Annotated in this window: 18 protein-coding genes; 13 read left to right on the top strand and 5 right to left on the bottom strand. The window is 69.9% G+C overall.

From position 1 onward, the window contains the following. Nucleotides 1-67: 67 nt before the first annotated feature. Nucleotides 68-1,222 carry an MFS transporter gene (locus ACFVZW_RS08175; RefSeq protein WP_384518449.1) on the bottom strand — a complete coding sequence of 385 codons (1,155 nt, stop codon included), beginning with the start codon at nt 1,220-1,222 and terminating at the stop codon, nt 68-70. Between the two features lie 114 nt (nt 1,223-1,336). Continuing rightward, the gene (locus tag ACFVZW_RS08170; RefSeq protein WP_384518446.1) at nt 1,337-1,933 is read right to left on the bottom strand and encodes a TetR/AcrR family transcriptional regulator; all 597 of its coding nucleotides are present in this window, start codon (nt 1,931-1,933) and stop codon (nt 1,337-1,339) included. A gap of 123 nt (nt 1,934-2,056) precedes the next feature. On the opposite strand from ACFVZW_RS08170, the gene ACFVZW_RS08165 reads away from it, so the two are divergent. Further along, nucleotides 2,057-3,127 (top strand): hypothetical protein, encoded by a 1,071-nt coding sequence (locus tag ACFVZW_RS08165; RefSeq protein ID WP_384518443.1) that lies wholly within the window; start codon nt 2,057-2,059, stop codon nt 3,125-3,127. A 6-nt stretch (nt 3,128-3,133) separates the two neighbouring features. Here the strand turns inward: ACFVZW_RS08165 and ACFVZW_RS08160 are convergent, their stop codons facing one another. Beyond that, entirely contained in the window at nt 3,134-5,539 is a 2,406-nt protein-coding gene (locus tag ACFVZW_RS08160; protein ID WP_384518441.1) for an MFS transporter, read from the bottom strand. Between the two features lie 237 nt (nt 5,540-5,776). Continuing rightward, nucleotides 5,777-6,220, bottom strand: coding sequence for an SRPBCC family protein (locus tag ACFVZW_RS08155; protein ID WP_384518438.1), 444 nt, complete (start codon nt 6,218-6,220; stop codon nt 5,777-5,779). A 150-nt stretch (nt 6,221-6,370) separates the two neighbouring features. Between ACFVZW_RS08155 and ACFVZW_RS08150 the strand changes: the two genes are divergently transcribed. The 3 genes from ACFVZW_RS08150 (at nt 6,371) to ACFVZW_RS08140 (ending at nt 9,552) form a co-directional block, all read left to right on the top strand. Further along, nucleotides 6,371-7,402 (top strand): Rv2578c family radical SAM protein, encoded by a 1,032-nt coding sequence (locus tag ACFVZW_RS08150; RefSeq protein WP_384518435.1) that lies wholly within the window; start codon nt 6,371-6,373, stop codon nt 7,400-7,402. 71 nt (nt 7,403-7,473) lie between these two features. Continuing rightward, entirely contained in the window at nt 7,474-9,090 is a 1,617-nt protein-coding gene (locus ACFVZW_RS08145) for an alpha/beta hydrolase (protein WP_384518432.1), read from the top strand. A 48-nt stretch (nt 9,091-9,138) separates the two neighbouring features. Beyond that, nucleotides 9,139-9,552, top strand: a complete 414-nt coding sequence (locus ACFVZW_RS08140) for a RidA family protein (protein ID WP_384518430.1) — start codon at nt 9,139-9,141, stop codon at nt 9,550-9,552. Here ACFVZW_RS08140 and ACFVZW_RS08135 read toward each other — a convergent pair. Continuing rightward, a complete protein-coding gene (locus tag ACFVZW_RS08135; protein WP_384518426.1) occupies nt 9,549-10,145 on the bottom strand; it encodes a HEAT repeat domain-containing protein in 597 nt (198 codons plus the stop codon). The two genes, ACFVZW_RS08140 and ACFVZW_RS08135, sit on opposite strands and share 4 nt — an antisense overlap. A 312-nt stretch (nt 10,146-10,457) precedes the next feature. Between ACFVZW_RS08135 and ACFVZW_RS08130 the strand changes: the two genes are divergently transcribed. The 9 genes from ACFVZW_RS08130 (at nt 10,458) to pssA (ending at nt 21,343) form a co-directional block, all read left to right on the top strand. Next, nucleotides 10,458-12,239, top strand: a complete 1,782-nt coding sequence (locus ACFVZW_RS08130; protein WP_384518423.1) for a 3-hydroxyacyl-CoA dehydrogenase family protein — start codon at nt 10,458-10,460, stop codon at nt 12,237-12,239. A gap of 109 nt (nt 12,240-12,348) precedes the next feature. Further along, nucleotides 12,349-13,191, top strand: a complete 843-nt coding sequence (locus tag ACFVZW_RS08125; RefSeq protein WP_384518420.1) for a TetR family transcriptional regulator — start codon at nt 12,349-12,351, stop codon at nt 13,189-13,191. Between the two features lie 393 nt (nt 13,192-13,584). After that, on the top strand, nt 13,585-14,922 hold the full coding sequence (gene ccrA, locus ACFVZW_RS08120; RefSeq protein WP_384518418.1) for a crotonyl-CoA carboxylase/reductase: 1,338 nt from the start codon (nt 13,585-13,587) through the stop codon (nt 14,920-14,922). Nucleotides 14,923-14,936: 14 nt separating this feature from the next. Continuing rightward, nucleotides 14,937-16,949 (top strand): protein meaA, encoded by a 2,013-nt coding sequence (locus ACFVZW_RS08115; RefSeq protein WP_384518415.1) that lies wholly within the window; start codon nt 14,937-14,939, stop codon nt 16,947-16,949. Further along, a complete protein-coding gene (locus ACFVZW_RS08110) occupies nt 16,946-17,911 on the top strand; it encodes a CoA ester lyase (RefSeq protein WP_260226713.1) in 966 nt (321 codons plus the stop codon). The genes ACFVZW_RS08115 and ACFVZW_RS08110 overlap by 4 nt, the downstream gene beginning before the upstream one ends. A 5-nt stretch (nt 17,912-17,916) precedes the next feature. Continuing rightward, the gene (locus ACFVZW_RS08105; RefSeq protein ID WP_383552890.1) at nt 17,917-18,441 is read left to right on the top strand and encodes a MaoC family dehydratase; all 525 of its coding nucleotides are present in this window, start codon (nt 17,917-17,919) and stop codon (nt 18,439-18,441) included. 2 nt (nt 18,442-18,443) lie between these two features. Beyond that, the gene (locus ACFVZW_RS08100) at nt 18,444-19,649 is read left to right on the top strand and encodes an acyl-CoA dehydrogenase family protein (RefSeq protein ID WP_329114005.1); all 1,206 of its coding nucleotides are present in this window, start codon (nt 18,444-18,446) and stop codon (nt 19,647-19,649) included. 169 nt (nt 19,650-19,818) lie between these two features. Then, nucleotides 19,819-20,475, top strand: a complete 657-nt coding sequence (locus ACFVZW_RS08095; RefSeq protein ID WP_376430642.1) for a phosphatidylserine decarboxylase — start codon at nt 19,819-19,821, stop codon at nt 20,473-20,475. Beyond that, nucleotides 20,468-21,343, top strand: coding sequence for a CDP-diacylglycerol--serine O-phosphatidyltransferase (gene pssA / locus ACFVZW_RS08090; RefSeq protein WP_362356067.1), 876 nt, complete (start codon nt 20,468-20,470; stop codon nt 21,341-21,343). The genes ACFVZW_RS08095 and pssA overlap by 8 nt, the downstream gene beginning before the upstream one ends. Nucleotides 21,344-21,468 lie beyond the last annotated feature (125 nt).

Raw genomic sequence — 21,468 nt, 5'->3', positions numbered from 1 at the left:
CGCTCATGCGGCGTCACGTTACGCCCCGGGGAAGGGCCAGGCCAGGACCTCGGGAAGGTTTAGTGGTCTAGACCTCTACGGGGCTGCGGCGACGGCCCGACTCGGGCAGGAGCGACAGCAGGCCGAGGGCCGCCAGCGCGGCGCCGAGCCAGAGTGGCGAGCGGAGCCCGTAGGTATCGACGAGTATCCCCCCGACGGAGGAACCGATGATGATGCCGAGGGTGATGAACGAGGAGTGCACGGTGTTCACCAGCGGGCCCGCGTTGCCGGCCCGCTGGACGCGGGTGACCATGGCCGGGTTCATGGTGACGCCCACCAGACCGATGCCCGTCATGAGGATCACGGCGGCCGCGCCGACATCGGCCAGCAGGGCGAAGCCGGTCAGGAACAGGACGTTGAGGGCGAGTCCCGCGACCTGCACCCCGACGGTACGACGGTCCGCGAGGCGGCCGACGATCGTGTTGCCGATCACCGTGGCGGCGCCGTAGGCGATGAGCAGCACCGGTACGGTCCCCTCCTCGAAGCCGGTCACCTCGGTGAGGATCGGGTTGAAGTAGCTGAAGGCGGAGAAGGTCGCGCCGATGATGAGGGTGCTGGTGGTGAGCACCAGCCACAGACGCGGCCTGCGCAAGACCCGGACCTCGTCACGGAAGGACGCGCCGGCGACGCCGGGCCGATCCATGCGCGGGACGCCCACGACCACCGCCGCGGCGGCGAGCACGGTCAGCGCGGTGATGGCCCAGAACGCGGCGCGCCAGCCCATGTGCCCGCCGATGAAGGTCGCCATCGGCAGCCCGAGCAGCGTGCCGAGCATGAGTCCGTTCATCGCCACGGCGATGGCGCGGCCGCGGACCTCCTCCCGGGTCAGCGCGGAGCAGACCGAGATGGCCACGCCGAAGAACGCCTGGGCGGCGACGCCGGTGATGACGCGGGCGACGACCATCGCGCCGTACGAGGTGGCGGTCGCGGCCAGCAGATTGCCCGTCAGGAAGACGCCGAAGAGCACGAGGAGTGCGGGCTTGGGGCGCAGCTTCAGCACCGCGACGGTGAGGAAGGGGCCGCCGACCGCCATGGCGACGGCGAAGGCGGTGATGAGGTAGCCGATCCGGGGAATGGTCGCGTCGAGTCCGGCCGCCATCTGCGGCATGAGACCCGCGACGACGAACTCGCTGGTGACCATGGCGAAGATGCCGATGGCCAGTACGTACACGGCGCGTGGCACGTGGTTCACGTCCTTCGTTGCTCGGGAGTAGTTTTGGACTGATCAGTACGAAATCAGGGCGCGCGCACCCACGGCGGGGCGCTCGACCACGGAGAAGGCTTGGCGCTCGGGAGGTCAGACGGTCAGGGCGTCCAGCGCGATGGCGGCGATGGACTCGATGACGGCGCGGTCCGCGCCGTTCTGCGCGGAGACGCGCATCCCGGCGACGGCGGCGTTGAAGAAGCGCGCGAGCTCGTCGGCCCGACGGGCCCGCGAGAACGCTCCGGCGCTCTGGCCGGCGGCGATGGCCGCCGCGAGCGCGGCGAGCCGGCGCTCCTGGTCCCGTCCGAGGAGCGCGGCCGCCTGGGGGTCGCGCCCGGAGAGTTCGACCGTGCTGTTGACACCGAGGCAGCCGATGCCGACGCCGGCCCGCCGATGGGTCTCCTCGATCTCGACGACCGACGCCATGACGCCCTTCAGACGGTCGACGGGCGAGACGGTCTCGTCCTCCAGGAGCGCGAGCTGACCGCTCGTGGTCATCTCGGTGTAGCGCGCGAGCGCCCGGAGGAACAGCTCGTGCTTGCTCACGAAGGTGTTGTAGATGCTGCTGCGACCCAGGCCGGTCGCCTCGCACAGGTCCTGAGTGGAGGTGGCTTCGTAGCCCTTCTCCCAGAACAGGTGCATCGCGGCGTCCAGGGCGCGCGCCTCGTCGAACGTCCTCGGGCGTGCCATGGAGGAACCGTAGCAGGTATTGGACCGATCGTTTCAATATCGAATTCGGGCGATACCCCGTCAACAGGCGCGTATAGGCTTGCGGGCGCAGTTCCCGCTCCCCGACCGTCAGGAGACCTCTCGGTGACCACCGTGATCGCCCCTTCCGAAGCCGAAGCCGCACAGGCTCCCGATGCCGAGGCGACCGACTTCGTCGTCCAGGACGTGCCCGACGCGGTCGTCCGGGACGCCCGGGAGTTCGGGGTCTACGCCCGTACCGGCGGCTGGGCGTTCGCGTTGAAGGTGGCCCGGAGCGTGCGACCGGGCGGGCAGGCGGCGCAGGACTCCCCCAAGGTGTCGGCGAAGGCCTTCGCCGAGCTGGCCGAGTGCTCCCCCGAGCGGGTCATGCGCTACTACAAGGCCTGGGACATGGCCGCCGACGACGGGCTCGTCCCGCAGTTCGAGGCGCTGGTGCCCGGCGAGGACATCGAGCTCCCGGAGGCCGACGTCTGGCTGTCGTACTACTCCTCCCGCTCCAGCGCCTCCTCGGTGCGCGGGCATGCGATCACCGCCGCGGCGGAGGCCGAGGGCATCCGGCCGACGAAGGCGCTGGAGGTCGCGGAGAACCCGACCGCGCTGCGTGCCGCGATCCTCGCCGACCCGGGCACGGCCGAGGCGGCGCGCGGCGCGCTGCTCGACCGGATGAAGGATGACCCGGCGCTGCAGACCGGGATGGCCCGGGCCATCGCCCGCACCGACGAGCTGAAGAAGGCCGTCGCGGGCGAGGCCAAGGCGGCCGACCGGATCGGCTACGTCCGGCAGATCGTCGAGAAGGGCCAGGTCCGCACCCCCGCCGGGCAGACCGTGGAGGCGCCCGCCGCGGTACGCGCCGAGGCGGAGCGGCACCTCTCCCTCATCGACGAGCTCGACGACTCCGAGGAGACGGGCGAGTGGGCCGGCGAGGCCTACGAAGCGGTGAAGGGCATGGTCGCCGAGGCCGTCGAGGCGGACCCGGCGCTGCGCGTCCAGGAGCGGCGTACGAAGTTCTACAACAGCCTGCAGAAGGCCACGAAGGTCTTCGAGGAGCTGACCCTCGACGAGGTCCTGGAGGAGGACGTCCTCGAGGACGACATGCTCCAGCGCCTCGAAGCCCTTCAGGAGGCGATCGGCAGCTGCATCAGCGCGCTGCGCAAGGCGACCGACGCCTCCTCCTGACCCCGTTCAGTCCTCGTGGCCGAGCTGGAGGTCGCGTTCGGTGCGTCCGCCGCCCGCGACCTGGAGCACGGTGGCGACCGGCGGATAGCCGGCCGCGATCACCGTGTACTCCCCCGAGGACAGGTCCACGAAACGGAAGGTGCCGTCGGGGCCCGTGGTCAGGGTGTCGACCACGTTGCCGGCCGCGTCGAGGAGCGTCACCCGCGCGTCCTCGACCGGCCGGCCGCCGCCCGCGCGCACCGTCCCGCGCAGCATCGCGCCGCCCGCCAGCTCGATGTCCTGGCGGGTCTCGCGGGAGGCCTGCACGCTCACCGGCAGCGCGGCGGGCCGGAAGGCGGGGGCACTGGCGGCCAGTGTGTACTCGCCGGCCACCAGCTCCGAGATGACGTAGCCGCCCTCGCGCCCGCTGCGGGTGGAGGCGACGACGTCGCCGCGCACATCGGTGAGGGTGACCGCCGCGTCCCGTACGGGAGTTCCGTCGGCGGTCACCACGGTGCCGGCCAGCCGGCCCGCGCCGCCGAGCACCACGTCGAGCTCCACCGGCCGCTCGCCGACGGTGACGGAGACGGCCTGTGGCTGGTGTCCACCGGCCGCCGCGATCAGGACGTACGAGCCGGGGCCCGGGACGCTGAGCGCGTAGCGCCCGTCCTCGCCGCTGCCGCCGCGGCCGATCTGCTGCCCCTGGACGTCGATGAGAGTGAGGGCCGCGCGCGGGACACGGCTGCCGTCGTGGTGCTGGACGGTTCCGCAGACCGGGAGGCCGGCGGTGTACGCGGCTGCGGCGGGGGCGGCCGACGCACGGGCCCGGGGGACGGCGGTGGGGGCCTCGGTGGTGGGGGTGTGGTGGGACACCAGCGGTTTCTCCTTGAGGAAGAAGGCGAGGACGACGCCGAGCACGAGGACCGGCACGAGGTAGAGGAAGATCCGCGGCATCGCGTCCGCGTACGCCTGGATGTAGGCGTCGCGCAGCGCGGGCGGCAGGGCGTGCACCGCCTGCGGAGTGATCGATTCGGCGGCGGGCAGCGGGGTCCCCGCCGTGCGGGGCAGGGAGTCGGCGAGGGCGTCGTCGAGCCGTGAGGCGAAGAGGGTGCCGAAGACGGCGGCGCCGACGCTGCCGCCGATCTGGCGGAAGTAGTTGTGAGCGCTGGTGGCGGTGCCGAGGTCGGTGGGGCGTACGGAGTTCTGCACGGCCAGGATCAGGACGGGCATGACCAGGCCGATGCCGAGGCCGAGGACGGCCTGCCAGACGCTGTGGTGCAGGCGCGGGGTGTCCGTCTCCATCCGGGAGAGCAGCCACATGCCGACGACGGAGACGGCGCCGCCGAGGACCGGGTAGATCCTGTAGCGGCCGGTGCGGGTGATGAGCTGGCCCGAGACGACAGAGGCGATCACGATCCCGCCCATCAGCGGCAGCATGAGGAGGCCGGACTCGGTGGCGGTGGCGCCCTCGACCATCTGGAGGAAGGTCGGCAGATAGCTGGCGGCGCCGAAGAGCGCGATGCCGACCACCGCGCCGACGAGGCTCGTGACCGTGAAGACCGAGTCCCGGAACAGCCGCAGGGGAATGAGGGGTTCGGGGGCGAAGTGCTCGACGACGAGGAAGAGCAGGGTGGTTGCGGCGGCTCCGCAGCCGAGGCCGATGACGACCTCGGAGTCCCAGGCGTACTCGGTCCCGCCCCAACTGGTGAGCAGCACCAGGCAGGTGGAGGCGGCGGCGAGCAGGACCGAGCCGAGGACGTCGAGCCGGGCCCGGGTCCTCGGCCTGGGGAGCTTGAGCACCACGGCGACGACGGCGAGGGTGACGAGCCCGAAGGGGACGTTGAAGTAGAAGCACCAGCGCCAGGAGACATGGTCGGTGAAGAAGCCGCCGAGGAGCGGGCCGGCGACGGAGGCGAGGCCGAAGGCCGCACCGATGAGACCCATGTAGCGGCCGCGTTCCCGGGCGGGGACGATATCCGCGATGATCGCCTGGACGCCGATCATCAGGCCGCCCGCGCCGACGCCCTGGACGGCCCGGAAGGCGATGAGCTCGTCCATGGACCTGGACCAGCCGGCCAGGGCGGAGCCGATGACGAAGACCACGATGGCGAAGAGGAAGACGCCCTTGCGGCCGAAGAGATCGCCGAGCTTTCCGTAGATCGGCAGGCCGATGGTGGCGGTGAGGAGATAGGCGGTGATCGTCCAGGACATCCGGTCCAGGCCCTGGAGTTCACCGACGATCTTCGGCAGAGCGGTGGCGACGATCATCTGCTCCAGTGCGGCGAGGAGCAGAGCGAGCATGAGGCCGAAGAAGACGAGCCGGACTCGACGGGGGTCGAGAGCGGCTTCCCCGTCGGCGGGCGGGGGCTGGTCGGAGGGCGGACCGTCCTCGACGAGCGGTACGTCGTCCTTCGCCAGCGTGATCGCACCCACGTGCTGCTCCCCTCGTCACGACGTCAGCGCCGCGCCATTCTTCGCATTGGGCGCGAAGCGGGAGCAAGTCGGACGGCACGAGGGGCCGATGGGGTCAGAGGTGCCGAACAGCCCTGCACGGGGTGGCACTTGGGGCGCTCATCAGCGCGTTTACGAAAGCCCCCGCGCCCCCTCGGCGCACGGGGCGCTCTTGCGGGGGCGGCGGGGAAACCACTCGAATCGGTGACCGACGAGGCGTTACTTCTCCACCTCGGTGGCCAGCTTGGCCAGAACGGCGTCGTAGATGCGGCCGAGCCCCTTGGGCGCGAAGGTCTTCTCGAAGAATCCGCCGATGCCGCCGGCGCCGTTCCACACGGTGGAGACGACGGCCCTGGACTGCCCCTCACCCGCGGGCGTGACGGTCCAGGTGGTGACCATGGAGGAGTTGCGGTCCTTCTCGACGAGCTGCCCGTCGGTGGGCTCGGTGACCTCCAGGAGGCAGTCGCGGACGCGCTTGCTGGTGGCCTGGAGCTTCCAGTGGACGAGGGTTCCCTCGCCGTCGCCGCCCTCGCGCACCTCGTACTCGCTGAAGTGCTCCGGCAGCAGCTTCGCGCGCGTGCCGCTGTAGTCGGCCAGAGCGTCGAACACCGCTTCCGGGTCCGCCTGGATGATCCGCTCCGTCGTGGCCTCGACCTGCGCCATTGCACTTCCTCCAACACGTGGTTCTTCAGGGGTGTGGCGCCCAGCCAACCACCTGGGCCCGGGCGTCCCAAATCCGGGTTGCGACGATCAAGGGAACACGTGTTCTATTCTGTGCGCACGGCTGAGGACACGGCTACCGAGGAGGCGTCCATGCGCTGGGACAATCTGGGCGACAACCCCGCCGCCGCCGCGGAGACCGCCCTGTTCGGTACGGACGCGGTCACCACCCGCACGTTCGACACGCCCGAGTTCCGCGGGATCACCTTCCACGAGGTGCGGGCCCGCTCGATCGTGAACCGGGTGCCCGGCGCCTCACGGATGCCGTTCGAGTGGACGGTCAACCCGTACCGGGGCTGCACGCATGCGTGCGTGTACTGCTTCGCCCGCAAGACCCACAGCTATCTGGACCTGGACACCGGCCTCGGTTTCGACTCGCAGATCGTGGTGAAGATCAACGCGCCGGAGCTGCTGCGCCGCAGGCTCGCCTCTCACCGCTGGCAGGGCGCCCACATCGCCATGGGCACCAATGTCGACTGTTACCAGCGGGCCGAAGGGCGCTACCGCCTGATGCCGGGGATCATCGCGGCCCTCCGCGACCACGCCAACCCCTTCTCCATCCTCACCAAGGGCACGCTGATCCTGCGCGACCTCGATCTGATCGTCCAGGCGGCGGAGGTGACCGAGGTCGGCATCTCCGTCTCCGTCGGCTTCACCGACCAGGAGCTGTGGCGCACGATCGAGCCCGGCACGCCCTCCCCGCAGCGGCGCCTCGACGTCGTACGGACGCTCGGCGAGCACGGCATCGGCTGCGGGGTGCTGATGGCCCCGGTCGTCCCCTTCCTCGGCGACCGCCCCGAGCAGCTGCGCGACACGGTGCGCGCCGTCGCCGAGGCCGGCGCGACCTCCGTGACCCCGCTCGTGCTGCATCTGCGGCCGGGCGCCCGCGAGTGGTTCTTCACCTGGCTGCGGCAGCACCACCCGCATCTGGTCGGGCGGTACGAGCGGATGTACGCGGACGGGCCCTACGCACCGACCTGGTACCAGCGCCGGATCACCCGTCAGGTGCACGAATTCGCCGCCGAGTTCGGCATCGGGCCCTCCCGTCGGGGAGCGCCGCGCCGGATTCCCGTACCGGATGAGCCGGCGCTCGCGGGGGCCGCCGAACAGCTCACCTTCCTCTGACGGATCCTCTGATCGGGTCAACTCTGAGCGGAACAGGTCCTTCCGGGTACCGATCGGGGCACGGACGCCTTATGACCACACGCGCAGGAATGCTGATCGCCACTGGGGCACTGGTCGCAGGGACGGTCACCGCCCTGCCCGCGTCCGCGACGCCCCGCCCCGAACCGACCCCCCGCCCCATCGCACCGCTCCTGTGGAGCGACTGCGCCACCAAGGCCTATCCCAAGCTCCAGTGCGCCACGCTCAAGGTGCCGCTGAACCACGACGACCCGGCCGGCCGGTCGATCACCCTGGCGCTGACCCGGGTCGCGCACACCGTGAAGGACACCAAGGAGTACCAGGGTCCGCTGCTCGTCAACCCGGGCGGACCGGGCGGCAGCGGACGGAGCATGGCCGGGTTCGTCGCCGCCTCGCTGCCCGCCAAGGTGGCGGCGCAGTACGACATCATCGGCTTCGACCCGCGCGGGGTCGGCAAGAGCGAGCCCGCGCTCGACTGCAAGCCCGGACACTTCGACCCGGTGCGGCCGGACTCCGTGCCGCTCGACGCCGAGGGCGAGCGGACGGGCGTCGAGCGGGCCCGGTCGTTCGCGACGGCCTGCGGGAAGAAGCACGGCGACGTCCTGCCGTACATCGACACGGTGAGCACGGCCCGGGACCTGGACGCGATCCGCGCGGCCCTCGGCGCGCCGCAGCTCAACTACCTGGGGTACTCCTACGGCACGTACCTCGGCGCCGTGTACGCGCGGCTGTACCCGGAGCGGGTGCGCCGGCTCGTGCTGGACTCCGTCGTCAATCCGCAGGGCGTCTGGTACGAGGACAACATCGCGCAGGACTACGCCTTCGACACCCGCCACAAGGACTTCATGGCCTGGGTGGCACGCCAGAACGCCACGTACAAGCTGGGCACGGACCCGGCGGAGGTGGAGGCGGCCTGGTACGGAATGCGGGAGGAGCTGGGGAAGAGCCCGGCGGGCGGCAAGGTCGGTCCGGGTGAGCTGGAGGACACCTACCTGCCGGGCGGGTACTACGACGGGTACTGGCCGAACCTGGCGGCGGCGTTCTCGTCGTACGTCAACGACAAGGACGCGGTCCCGCTGACCCGGGCGTACGAGGCCTACGGGGCGGCGGATGCGGCGGCCGACAACGGCTACTCGGTCTACACGAGCGTGCAGTGCCGGGACGCCAAGTGGCCGCGGGACTGGAACACCTGGCGTACGGACAACTGGGACGCGCACGCCAAGGCGCCCTTCGCCACCTGGAACAACGCCTGGTACAACGCTCCGTGCGCGTTCTGGCCGGTGGACTCGCTCACTCCGCCCGACGTCACCAACGACGAGGTGGGGCCGGTGCTGATCCTCCAGGCGTCGGACGACGCGGCGACCCCGTACGAGGGCGGTGTGGCGCTGCACCGGATGGTGCGCGGCTCCAGCCTGGTGGTCGAGGAGGGCGGCGGGAACCACGGGGTCACGCTGGCCGGCAACGGCTGCATGGACGAGCATCTGGTGACGTATCTCGCCACGGGGCAGGTGCCGCGCGGCGACGGCCGGTCGGAGGCGGACGCGGTCTGTGACACGCTCCCGGAGCCGAAGCCACAGCCGCTGAAGGCCGCCTCGTCCCGCGACGGCTCCGCGCGGCCCGCCACGACGGGCGGCACGGTCCTGCACGGTCTCCTCGGCCACGCGCGCTGAGAGACCCGCGCTCGGGGGCTGTCAGTGGGGTGCGCGAGGATGTCGGGCATGACGACGCACCTCACCCACGTCCCCGCTCCCGAGGGGATCGCCCCCAGCCCCCAGTACAGCCACGTCGTGTGGGGCACCGGCCGGTTCGTCGCGATATCCGGCCAGTGCTCCCTCGACGCCTCGGGCGCCGTCGTCGGGGCGGACGACCCGGCGGCGCAGGCCCGTCAGGTCTTCGCGAACCTGCGCCGCTGCCTGGCCGCGGCGGGCGCGGGCTTCGAGGACGTGCTGAAGCTGACGTACTTCGTCACCGACGTCGCCCACCTGCCCGCGGTCCGCACGGCCCGGGACGAGGCGTTCGGCACGGCCCCGCTTCCCGCGAGCTCGGCGGTCCAGGTCGCCGCCCTGGTCCGCCCTGAGCTGCTGATCGAGATCGAGGCCTTCGCCCTGGTCCCGGAGAGCGACGCGGGCTAGCCCGCGAGCCGGGCGAGCGCTTCCGCGGCCGCCCGGCCGAGTCGGGGGTGCGGCAGGGCGGCCTCGATCGCCGGCAGGGCGCGCGGGTCGCCGAGGGTGCCGAGCCCCTCGACACAGGCGATGCCGACCCGCCAGTGCGGGTCGTCGGCCGCCAGACGCCGTTCGAGGACGGCGACCAGGGCCGGTACGGACTCGGGGGCGCGCAGATCGGCGAGCAGCCGGACCGCCAACAGGGCGTAGGCGACGCGGAGTTCGTTGGTGGCGAGGGCGGCGGCGGCCCGCGCGGTGCGCGGATCGCCGAGGCGCGTCAGGGCGTAGGCGGCGCAGACGCAGCGCTCCGGGTCGCGGTGGTTGAGGAGCAGGACCAGGGCTTCGAAAGCGCGCGGATCGCGGGCGAGGCCGAGCCGGAAGGCGGCGATCTCGCGGGCCCAGAGGGGTTGGCCGGGTGCGGTCAGGACCCGGGCGAACTCCTCGGGATCGTCGGTGGCGACGAGTTCTTCGAATGGCTTTCGATCGGCTTCCGCGCCGTCGTGGATCTCGTCCCGCAATCGATCGATCATCGAGCAGAATTCGGGGTCCTGGGCGATATCCATGGCCGTCAGCGTATCCGCGATCCAGATCACATTTTCCGAACTCCCGGGGACTGGCGCGCTCGTTACTCGCCGGTTAATCTCAGGTGAGCGGGTCACCCCCCGCACCCTCACAACGGCCTGGTGACGCAGCCGTCGTGAGATCGAGTTTGTCGGTTCGGCAGTTTTCGATGTGACTCCGGGACAGAGTCCGTCGCTTTTTCCACGCGATCTCTTCGCGCTTCCGTCGCGAACTCTCGCGCTTTCCGTTCGCGATCCGTTTCGCGCCCGCATTGCCGCCTTCAGTCGTCACTCTTCCCTCCCTGGAGTCCCCTGATGGACACCCCTCTCTCCACCATCGCCGTCATCGGTCTCGGCACGATGGGCACCGGCATCGCCGATGTCCTCGCCCGGGCCGGCCGTGAGGTCATCGGCATCGACATCAGCGAAGCCGCCGCCACCCAGGCAGTCGCCGCCCTGGAGGCCTCCACCGCCCGCGCGGTGACCCGTGAGCGGATCACGGAGGAGGAGCGGCAGGACGTCCTCGCCCGCTTCCGCACCTTCTCCGACCTCCAGGCCGCGGCGGACGCCGACCTCGTGATCGAGGTCGTCCCCGAGTCGTACGAGGCCAAGCAGGAGGTCTTCCGGGCCCTGGACGCCATCGTCCGGCCCGACGCCATCATCGCCACCGGCACCAACGCGCTCTCCGTGACCCGGCTGGCCGCCGACTCGGCGCACCCCGAGCGCGTCCTCGGTCTGCACTTCTTCACCCCGGTCCAGGCGATGAAGCTGGTGGAGGTCGTCTCCTCCGTCCTGACCGCTCCGCAGGCCGTCGAGGCCGTCACCGCCCTCGCTCACGACCTCGGCAAGGAGCCGGTCGCCGTCGGCGACCGCCCCGGCTTCGTCGCCGACGGGCTGCTCTTCGGCTACCTCAACCAGGCCGCCGCCATGTACGAGGCCAAGTACGCCTCCCGCGAGGACATCGACGCCGCCATGAAGCTCGGCTGCGGTCTGCCGATGGGCCCGCTGGCGCTGCTCGACCTGATCGGCGTCGACACCGCCCGCACGGTTCTGGAGGCGATGTACAGCGAGTCGCGCGACCGGCTGCATGCCCCCGCCCCGATCCTCAAGCAGCTCAGCGAGGCCGGCCTGACGGGCCGCAAGTCGGGCCGCGGCTTCTACACGTACGACGCCCCGGGCTCGGCCACCGTGGTCCGCGACGCGCTCACCCCGCTGGAGAGCGCCGCCACCGCCGAGGGCCGTGAGGTCCGCTCGGTGGGCGTCGCCGGCTCCGGCACGATGGCCTCCGGGATCGCCGAGGTCTTCGCCAAGGCCGGCTACACGGTCGTGCTGGCCGCCCGCTCCCAGGAGAAGGCCGACACCGCCAAGGCCCGGATCGCGAAGTCCCTCGCCCGTTCGGTCGACAAGGGCCGGATGACGGGTGAGGCCCGGGACGAGACGCTGGCGCTGATCACCCCGGCCGGTTCGCTCGACGCCTTCTCCGAGGTCGACCTGGCCGTGGAGGCGGTCGCCGAGGACCTGGCGATCAAGCAGGACCTGTTCGCGCGGCTCGACAAGATCTGCAAGCCGGGCGCGGTGCTCGCCACCACGACCTCCTCGCTGCCGGTCGTCGCCTGCGCCCGCGCCACCTCGCGCCCTCAGGACGTCATCGGGATGCACTTCTTCAACCCGGCGCCCGCGATGAAGCTGGTGGAGATCGTCCGTACGGTCCTGACCGCCGACGACGTCCACGCCACGGTCCGCGAGGTCACGGCGAAGATCAGGAAGCACCCGGTGGACTGCGGCGACCGCGCCGGCTTCATCGTGAACGCGCTGCTCTTCCCGTACCTGAACAACGCGATCAAGATGGTCCAGGAGCACTACGCGACGCTGGACGACATCGACGCCGCCATGAAGCTGGGCGGCGGCTACCCGATGGGTCCGTTCGAGCTCCTCGACGTCGTCGGCCTCGATGTCTCCCTCGCCATCGAGCAGGTGCTGCACCGCGAGTTCCGCGACCCGGGCCTGGCCCCGGCGCCGCTCCTGGAGCACCTGGTGGCGGCCGGCTGCCTGGGCCGCAAGACGGGGCGCGGCTTCCGCGAATATGCCCGACGCTGAGCCCTACGCGGGCTGGGGAGGGTTGCTGAGTCCCGGGGGCGCCTCCGGCACCCCGGGCGACCCTCCCCCACCTGGGCACACTCCCGCGCTGATGCAGTACGTTCAGGACATGTCCAAGGCCGCGAAGTCACCCCGTGCCACGTCCACGTCCCCGTCCTCCTCCGACACGCAGGAGAGCCCGGCGGGCACCCGCGCGGCCGCGCAGCGGCTGAAGATGCGCCGCGAGCTGGCCGCGGCGGCCATGGAGCTCTTCGCCACCAAGGGGTACGAGGCCACGACGGTCGACGAGATCGCCGCCCAGGCCGGGGTCGCGCGCCGGACCTTCTTCCGCCACTTCCGCTCCAAGGAAGAGGCGATCTTCCCCGACCACGACGACACCCTGGTGCGGGCGGAGGCGGTGCTGAACGCCGCGCCGCCGCACGAGCACCCGCTGGACACGGTCTGCCGGGGCATCAAGGAAGTCATGAAGATGTACGCGGGGTCCCCCGCGGTCTCCGTGGAGCGCTACCGGCTCACCCGTGAGGTACCGACCCTGCGGGAGCGCGAGATCGCCTCGGTGGCCCGCTACGAGCGGCTGTTCACCCGCTATCTCCTGGGCCATTTCGACGAGCGCGACCACCACGACGGCAACGACGACCCGCTGCTGGCCGAGGTGGCCGCCTCCGCGGTCGTCACCGCCCACAACCACGTGCTGCGCCGCTGGCTGCGTGCGGGCGGCCAGGGCGACGTGGAGGCCCAGCTGGACCACGCCTTCGCGATCGTCCGGGAGACCTTCGGCACGGGCATAGGCGCCCGACCGGTGGCTCCGCAGGCGCAGCCGGCCCCCACGGGCCCTGCGGCCCCCGCGGCCGTGGCCTCCACGGAGGGGGACGTGGTCGTCGCCGTGGCCCGTACGGACGCCCCGCTGGACGAGGTCATGCGCACGATCCAGCAGGCGCTGAGGAAGAACTGACGACGCGCCGACCCCCGTCCCACGACGAAGGCCGCCCCTGATCCGGGGGCGGCCTTCGTCCGCTTTCGACCCCCTACTCGATCGATCATCGCTCATGTGTGACCAGGGGATTGCATCTGAGTGAAATTGTTGGCACCCAGTGCCTTGTCAGGTGACACGCGGTGCCATACGTTGATGTTGTCCGGGCGGCCGGCGCGCAGAGATCAGCTCGTGCGTCGGCTGTCCCCACAAGCGATTGTGCGCCCGGACGCCTGCGTCACAGGCAACCCTCAGCGCCGCACCCGGCGCAGCCACCGCACCACCCCGCCGAACCGACGGCACACCTCCACAGCAGCACCCAAGACGTAACCCTCAGCGCGTCCCCCTCAGACGCCGCACCGCCGGAGGCACCCCGTGAAGGACATCCTGGACGCGATTCAGTCCCCGGACTCCACGTCCTCGGACTTCGCCAACATCAAGCTCCCCGAGTCGTACCGCGCCGTGACCGTCCACAAGGACGAGGCCGAGATGTTCACCGGTCTCACCACGCGCGAGAAGGACCCGCGCAAGTCGCTCCACCTCGACGACGTGCCGCTCCCCGAGCTCGGCCCGGGCGAGGCCCTGGTCGCCGTCATGGCCAGCTCCGTGAACTACAACTCCGTGTGGACCTCGATCTTCGAGCCGGTCTCCACCTTCAACTTCCTGGAGCGCTACGGACGTCTGTCGGAGCTCTCCAAGCGCCACGACCTGCCATACCACGTCATCGGCTCCGACCTCGCGGGCGTGGTGCTGCGCACCGGCCCCGGCGTCAACGCCTGGAACCCCGGTGACGAGGTCGTCGCCCACTGCCTCTCGGTCGAGCTGGAGTCCTCGGACGGCCACAACGACACGATGCTCGACCCCGAGCAGCGCATCTGGGGCTTCGAGACCAACTTCGGCGGGCTGGCGGAGATCGCGCTCGTCAAGTCCAACCAGCTGATGCCGAAGCCGGACCACCTGAGCTGGGAGGAGGCCGCCTCCCCCGGTCTGGTGAACTCCACCGCGTACCGCCAGCTGGTCTCCCGCAACGGCGCCGGCATGAAGCAGGGCGACAACGTCCTGATCTGGGGCGCCAGCGGCGGACTCGGCTCGTACGCCACCCAGTTCGCGCTGGCCGGCGGCGCCAACCCGATCTGTGTCGTCTCCTCCCCCGAGAAGGCCGACATATGCCGGGCGATGGGCGCGGAGGCGGTCATCGACCGCAACGCCGAGGGCTACAAGTTCTGGAAGGACGAGCACACCCAGGACCCGAAGGAGTGGAAGCGCTTCGGCAAGCGCATCCGTGAGCTCACCGGCGGCGAGGACATCGACATCGTCTTCGAGCACCCGGGCCGCGAGACCTTCGGCGCCTCCGTCTACGTCACCCGCAAGGGCGGCACCATCACCACCTGCGCCTCCACCTCGGGCTACATGCACGAGTACGACAACCGCTACCTGTGGATGTCGCTGAAGCGGATCATCGGCTCGCACTTCGCCAACTACCGCGAGGCGTGGGAGGCCAACCGCCTGATCGCCAAGGGCAAGATCCACCCCACGCTCTCCAAGGTCTACTCCCTGGAGGAGACCGGGCAGGCCGCCTACGACGTCCACCGCAACCTGCACCAGGGCAAGGTCGGCGTCCTCGCGCTCGCCCCCGAGGAAGGCCTGGGCGTCCGCAACCCGGAGATGCGCGCGAAGCACATCGACGCCATCAACCGCTTCCGTAACATCTGATCCCGGGAACGTACATGACTGAGCGTCAGAAGGACCGGCCGTGGCTCATGCGGACGTACGCCGGTCACTCGACCGCCGAGGCGTCCAACGAGCTGTACCGGCGCAACCTCGCCAAGGGTCAGACCGGCCTCTCGGTCGCGTTCGACCTGCCGACGCAGACCGGCTACGACCCCGACCACATCCTCGCCCGCGGCGAGGTCGGCCGGGTCGGGGTCCCGGTCTCGCACCTCGGTGACATGCGCCGGCTGTTCCAGGACATCCCCCTGGAGCAGATGAACACCTCGATGACCATCAACGCCACGGCGATGTGGCTGCTGGCGCTCTACCAGGTGGTCGCCGAGGAGCAGGGCGCGGACGTCACCCGGCTCCAGGGCACCACCCAGAACGACATCGTGAAGGAGTACCTGTCGCGCGGGACGCACGTCTTCCCGCCCGGCCCCTCCCTCCGCCTCACGACGGACATGATCACCTACACGGTGAACAACATCCCGAAGTGGAACCCGATCAACATCTGCAGCTACCACCTGCAGGAGGCGGGGGCCACTCCGGTCCAGGAGATCTCGTACGCGATGTCCACCGCGATCGCGGTGCTCGACGCGGTCCGGGACTCCGGCCAGGTCCCCGCGGACCGCTTCGGCGAGGTCGTCGCCCGTATCTCGTTCTTCGTGAACGCGGGCGTCCGCTTCATCGAGGAGATGTGCAAGATGCGCGCCTTCGGCCGCATCTGGGACAAGGTCACGCGCGAGCGGTACGGCATCGAGAACGACAAGCAGCGCCGGTTCCGTTACGGCGTGCAGGTCAACTCGCTCGGTCTGACCGAGGCCCAGCCGGAGAACAACGTCCAGCGGATCGTGCTCGAGATGCTGGCCGTGACGCTCTCCAAGGACGCACGCGCGCGTGCCGTCCAGCTGCCCGCGTGGAACGAGGCGCTCGGCCTGCCCCGCCCCTGGGACCAGCAGTGGTCGCTCCGTATCCAGCAGGTGCTCGCCCACGAGTCCGACCTGCTGGAGTACGAGGACATCTTCGCCGGGTCGCACGTGATCGAGGCCAAGGTCGAGTCGCTCGTCGAGGAGTGCCTGGCCGAGATCGACCGGATCCAGGCGATGGGCGGCGCGATGGCCGCCGTCGAGTCCGGCTACCTCAAGTCCCAGCTGGTCTCCTCGCACGCCGAGCGGCGCGCCCGGATCGAGGCCGGCGACGAGAAGATCGTCGGCGTCAACATCTTCCAGTCGACCGAGGAGAACCCCCTCACCTCGGACCTCGACACGGCGATCATGACGGTCGACCCGGCCAACGAGGCCAAGGTCGTCGCGAAGCTCCACGAGTGGCGCGACGATCGTGACGAGACCCGGGCCCAGGAGTCTCTGGCGGCCCTCAAGGCGACGGCCGCCGGTGAGGGCAACCTCTTCGCCGCCACCCTGGAGTGCGCGCGTGCGGGCGTCACGACCGGCGAGTGGTCCTGGGCGCTGCGGGACGTCTTCGGCGAGTTCCGCGCCCCCACGGGCGTCTCCTCCGCCCCCGTCGCGGTGACGGCCGAGGAGGGCACTCCGCTGGCTCTCGTACGGGAGAAGGTGGCGCGGACGGCCGCGGAGCTGGGCGCGGGGCGGCTGCGGCTCCTGGTCGGCAAGCCCGGCCTGGACGGGCACTCCAACGGGGCCGAGCAGATCGCCGTACGCGCGCGTGACGCCGGTTTCGAGGTGGTCTACCAGGGGATCCGGCTGACGCCCGAGCAGATCGTCAACGCGGCCCTCGCCGAGGACGTGCACTGCGTGGGTCTGTCGATCCTCTCCGGCTCGCACGCCGAGCTGGTCCCGGACGTCCTCGACCGTCTCCGTGAGGCGGGGGCGAACGACGTCCCGGTCATCGTCGGCGGGATCATCCCGAACGCCGACGCCGCAGAACTGAAGCGTGCGGGTGTGGCCGCCGTCTTCACACCGAAGGACTTCGGTATCACGGAGATCATCGGCCGTATCGTCGACGAGATCCGGAAAGCGAACAAGCTCGACCCCCTGGAGGTCCCCGCATGACCAGCCCCGTGAACCGACTCCGCCCGCGTCGCTCGTGCCTGGCGGTCCCCGGCTCCAACCCCCGCTTCCTGGAGAAGGCCCAGGGGCTCGCCGCCGACCAGGTCTTCCTGGACCTGGAGGACGCCTGCGCGCCGCTGGCGAAGCCCGAGGCCCGCCACACCATCGTCAAGTTCCTGAACGAGGGCGACTGGACCGGCAAGACGCGCGTGGTGCGGGTCAACGACTGGACGACCCACTGGACGTACCGTGACGTCGTCACCGTCGTCGAGGGCGCCGGCCAGAACCTCGACTGCATCATGCTGCCGAAGGTCCAGGACGCCCAGCAGATCGTGGCGCTCGACCTGCTGCTGACGCAGATCGAGAAGACCATGGGCTTCGAGGTCGGCAAGATCGGCATCGAGGCGCAGATCGAGAACGCCCAGGGCCTGAACAACGTCAACGCGATCGCGACCGCCTCGCAGCGCGTCGAGACGATCATCTTCGGTCCGGCCGACTTCATGGCCTCCATCAACATGAAGTCCCTGGTCGTCGGCGAGCAGCCGCCCGGCTACGACGCCGACGCCTACCACTACATCCTGATGAAGATCCTGATGGCCGCCCGCGCCAACAACCTCCAGGCGATCGACGGCCCCTACCTGCAGATCCGCAACCCCGAGGGCTACCAGGCGGTCGCCCGCCGCGCCGCGGCCCTGGGCTTCGACGGCAAGTGGGTGCTCCACCCGGACCAGGTCGCCGCCGCGAACGAGATCTTCTCCCCCTCGCAGGAGGACTTCGACCACGCCGAGCTGATCCTGGACGCGTACGACTACTACACCTCCGAGGCCGGCGGCAAGAAGGGCTCGGCCATGCTCGGCGACGAGATGATCGACGAGGCCTCCCGCAAGATGGCCCTGGTCATCTCCGGCAAGGGCCGCGCCGCCGGCATGGAGCGCACCACCAAGTTCGAGATCCCGGAGGCCTGAGTCCGATGCAGTTCGGCCGCACCTACGAAGAGTTCGAGATCGGCGCCGTCTACAAGCACTGGCCCGGAAAGACGGTCACCGAGTACGACGACCACCTCTTCTGTCTGCTGACGATGAACCACCACCCGCTTCACATGGATGTGAATTACGCGGAGAACACGACGGACTTCAAGAAGAACGTCGTCGTCGGCAACTACATCTACTCGCTGCTGCTCGGCATGTCCGTGCCGGACGTCTCGGGCAAGGCGATCGCCAACCTGGAGATCGAGTCGCTGCGTCACGTCGCGCCGACCTTCCACGGCGACACGATCTACGGCGAGACCACGGTCCTCGACAAGACCCCGTCGAAGTCGAAGAACGACCGCGGCATCGTCTACGTCGAGACCAAGGGCTACAAGCAGGACGGCACCCTCGTGTGCGTCTTCCGCCGCAAGGTGATGGTCCCCACCGAGACGTACATCAAGGAGCGCGGCGGCGAGCAGCCCGGCCGCCCCGAGCTGATCGAGCCCGCAAAGAAGACGGAGAAGTAGCCATGGCCCGACTCGCCCAGACCGCCGGGCTCACGGACGTCCAGCAGGAGATCCTCAAGACCGTCCGGGAGTTCGTCGACAAGGAGATCATCCCGGTCGCCACCGAGCTGGAGCACCGCGACGAGTACCCCCAGCAGATCGTCGACGGGCTCAAGGAGCTCGGCCTCTTCGGTCTGATGATCCCCGAGGAGTACGGGGGTCTGGGTGAGTCGCTGCTCACCTACGCGCTGTGCGTGGAGGAGATCGCCCGCGGCTGGATGTCGGTCTCCGGCATCATCAACACGCACTTCATCGTCGCGTACATGCTGAAGCAGCACGGCACCCAGGAGCAGAAGGACTACTTCCTTCCGCGGATGGCGGCCGGCGAGACGCGTGGCGCCTTCTCGATGTCGGAGCCGGGCCTCGGCTCGGACGTGTCGGCGATCACGTCCAAGGCGGTCAAGGACGGCGACGAGTACGTCCTCAACGGCCAGAAGATGTGGCTGACGAACGGCGGAACGTCAACGCTGGTCGCCGTTCTCGTCCGAAGTGACGAAGGACACCCCGAGGGCACGGCGCCCCACAAGTCGATGACGACCTTCCTCGTCGAGAAGGAGCCCGGCTTCGGAGAGGTCCGCCCCGGCCTCACGATCCCCGGGAAGATCGACAAGATGGGTTACAAGGGTGTCGACACCACTGAACTCATCATGGACGGACTGCGCATTCCGGCCAATCGGGTACTCGGCGGCACCACCGGCCGAGGGTTTTACCAAATGATGGACGGCGTGGAGGTCGGCCGCGTGAATGTCGCGGCCCGTGGCTGTGGTGTCGCGCAGCGTGCCTTCGAACTGGGTGTCTCGTATGCCCAGCAACGTCACACTTTCGGCAAGGCGATCGCCCAGCACCAGGCGATTCAGTTCAAGCTCGCCGAGATGGCTACCAAGGTCGAGGCCGCTCATGCCATGATGGTGAATGCAGCACGCAAAAAGGACTCCGGGGAACGAAACGACCTCGAAGCGGGGATGGCGAAGTACCTCGCCTCCGAATACTGCAAGGAAGTCGTCGAGGACGCCTTCCGTATCCATGGCGGATACGGGTTCTCGAAGGAGTACGAGATCGAGCGCCTCTACCGCGAGGCGCCGATGCTGCTCATCGGCGAAGGTACCGCCGAGATCCAGAAAATGATCATTGGGCGCAGGCTGCTCGAGGAGTACCGATTCCAGGGCTGATTGTCGCATTTGGGTCGGTTTGGCCGCGAAGAAGATCACACCCTGTCATCGTCTTCCGGCCGCCGACTCGGCTTCTGGCTTGCCCAGTTGCGGCCCGCAACCGATAGCATCGCCCGAAAGCCGCCGTCCCCCGTTGCAAGTGCGGCATCATCCGCTACGAAGGTCATCCATGCCCCACAGCCAAACCTCTGCACACCGCGACACCCCCAAGGGCGTACGCATCGCACGCGGAGCATCGCCGTGGCTTCTGCCGACCGTCGCCACCGCGGCGCTGAGCCTCGTGCGTGCGCGCAAGTCTCGGCGTGCCGCGGCCATCGCCGTGCCCACCACCGCCCTGGCGGCGGGCATGCTGTGGTTCTTCCGCGACCCCGAGCGCGAGATCGCTCAGGGCCGGGTCATCTCCCCCGCCGACGGTGTGGTGCAGAGCATCATGCCGTGGAAGGACGGGCGCACCCGGGTCGCCATCTTCATGAGCCCGCTGAACGTCCACGTCAACCGCGCGCCGCTCGCCGGCACGGTGACGTCCGTGGAGCACGTCCCCGGTGGGTTCGTCCCGGCGTTCAACAAGGAGAGCGAGAACAACGAGCGCGTTGTCTGGCACTTCGACACCGAGCTCGGTGACATCGAGATGGTGCAGATCGCGGGGGCCGTGGCCCGCCGCATCGTGCCGTACATCCCGCAGGGGACGAAGGTCGAGCAGGGCGAGCGCATCGGTCTGATCCGCTTCGGGTCGCGCGTTGACATCTACCTTCCGGAAGGTGTCGACGTCGCCGTCGAGGTCGGTCAGACCACGACCGCGGGGGTGACTCGCATTGACCGTGATTGATCCCGACACCCGGGCCGCCGACTGGGTCGCCGACGGCGACGCGGAGGAGGCCGAAGAGGCCGAGGAGATGCCCCTGTCGTTGAGGCTGTCCATAGCGGACGCCCTCACGCTCGGTAACGCCACGTGTGGATTCATGGCGGTGTACTTCACCACCACGGGCATCCTCATCCCGCACCTCACGGGCAGCACCGAGACCGGCATGGCGCGCAACAGCGCCGCCACCGCCGTGATCCTTATGCTCGCCGCGGCGATCTTCGACCTGTTCGACGGCATCGTGGCGCGCAAGCTGCGCTCGTCCCCGATGGGCGCCGAGCTGGACAACCTCTCGGACCTGATCAGCTTCGGTCTGGCCCCGGCCTACTTCGTACTCGTGTACGGCATGGTCACGCCCGGCGCGCAGCAGAAGGTCTCGGCGGTGGCCGCGATCGTGGTGCTGCTCGCGGTGGTGCTGCGGCTGGCGAGATTCTCCTGCGTGACCCTGAAGGACGGCATGTTCCAGGGCATGCCGAGCCCCTTCGGCGCGCTCACTGTGGTCTCGATCGTGCTCCTCGAGCTGCCGTTCATCCCGACGCTGCTCGCGATCATCGGCGTCGCCTGGCTGATGGTGAGCCGGGTCGAGTACCCCAAGCCGCGGGGTGTCCTCGCGGTGGCGATGCTCGCCTGGATCGTCGGAGCCATGGGGATGCTGGCCGCCTGGGCGTTCGACGCGCCGGGCGGACAGTTCCTGCTGCAGGCCGGCTGTGCCCTGCAGGTGGTGATGGGCGCCGTGATCCCCCTCTTCGCGACGGCCCGTCGGGTGAACACCTTCCGCGGCAACCGCCGTGAGAGCCGCGAGGCGCGGCAGGCGCAGGCGGCTCAGCTGCCGTAGCGGTACGTGTACGAGGAAGGGCCCGGAGACCTGGGGGGCGGGGCCCGGCGCGGGGTGGTGGGCGGGGGGGCCCCCCCGGTCGCGCCCCCGGGCCCCGCCGGGCGCGGGGGGGGGGGCCGGAGCGG

The sequence above is a fragment of the Streptomyces sp. NPDC059567 genome, from assembly GCF_042735655.1.
Lineage (GTDB): Bacteria > Actinomycetota > Actinomycetes > Streptomycetales > Streptomycetaceae > Streptomyces.
The sequence above is the reverse complement of the archived record's forward strand: the minus strand, read 5'-3'. Positions and strand labels throughout refer to the sequence as shown.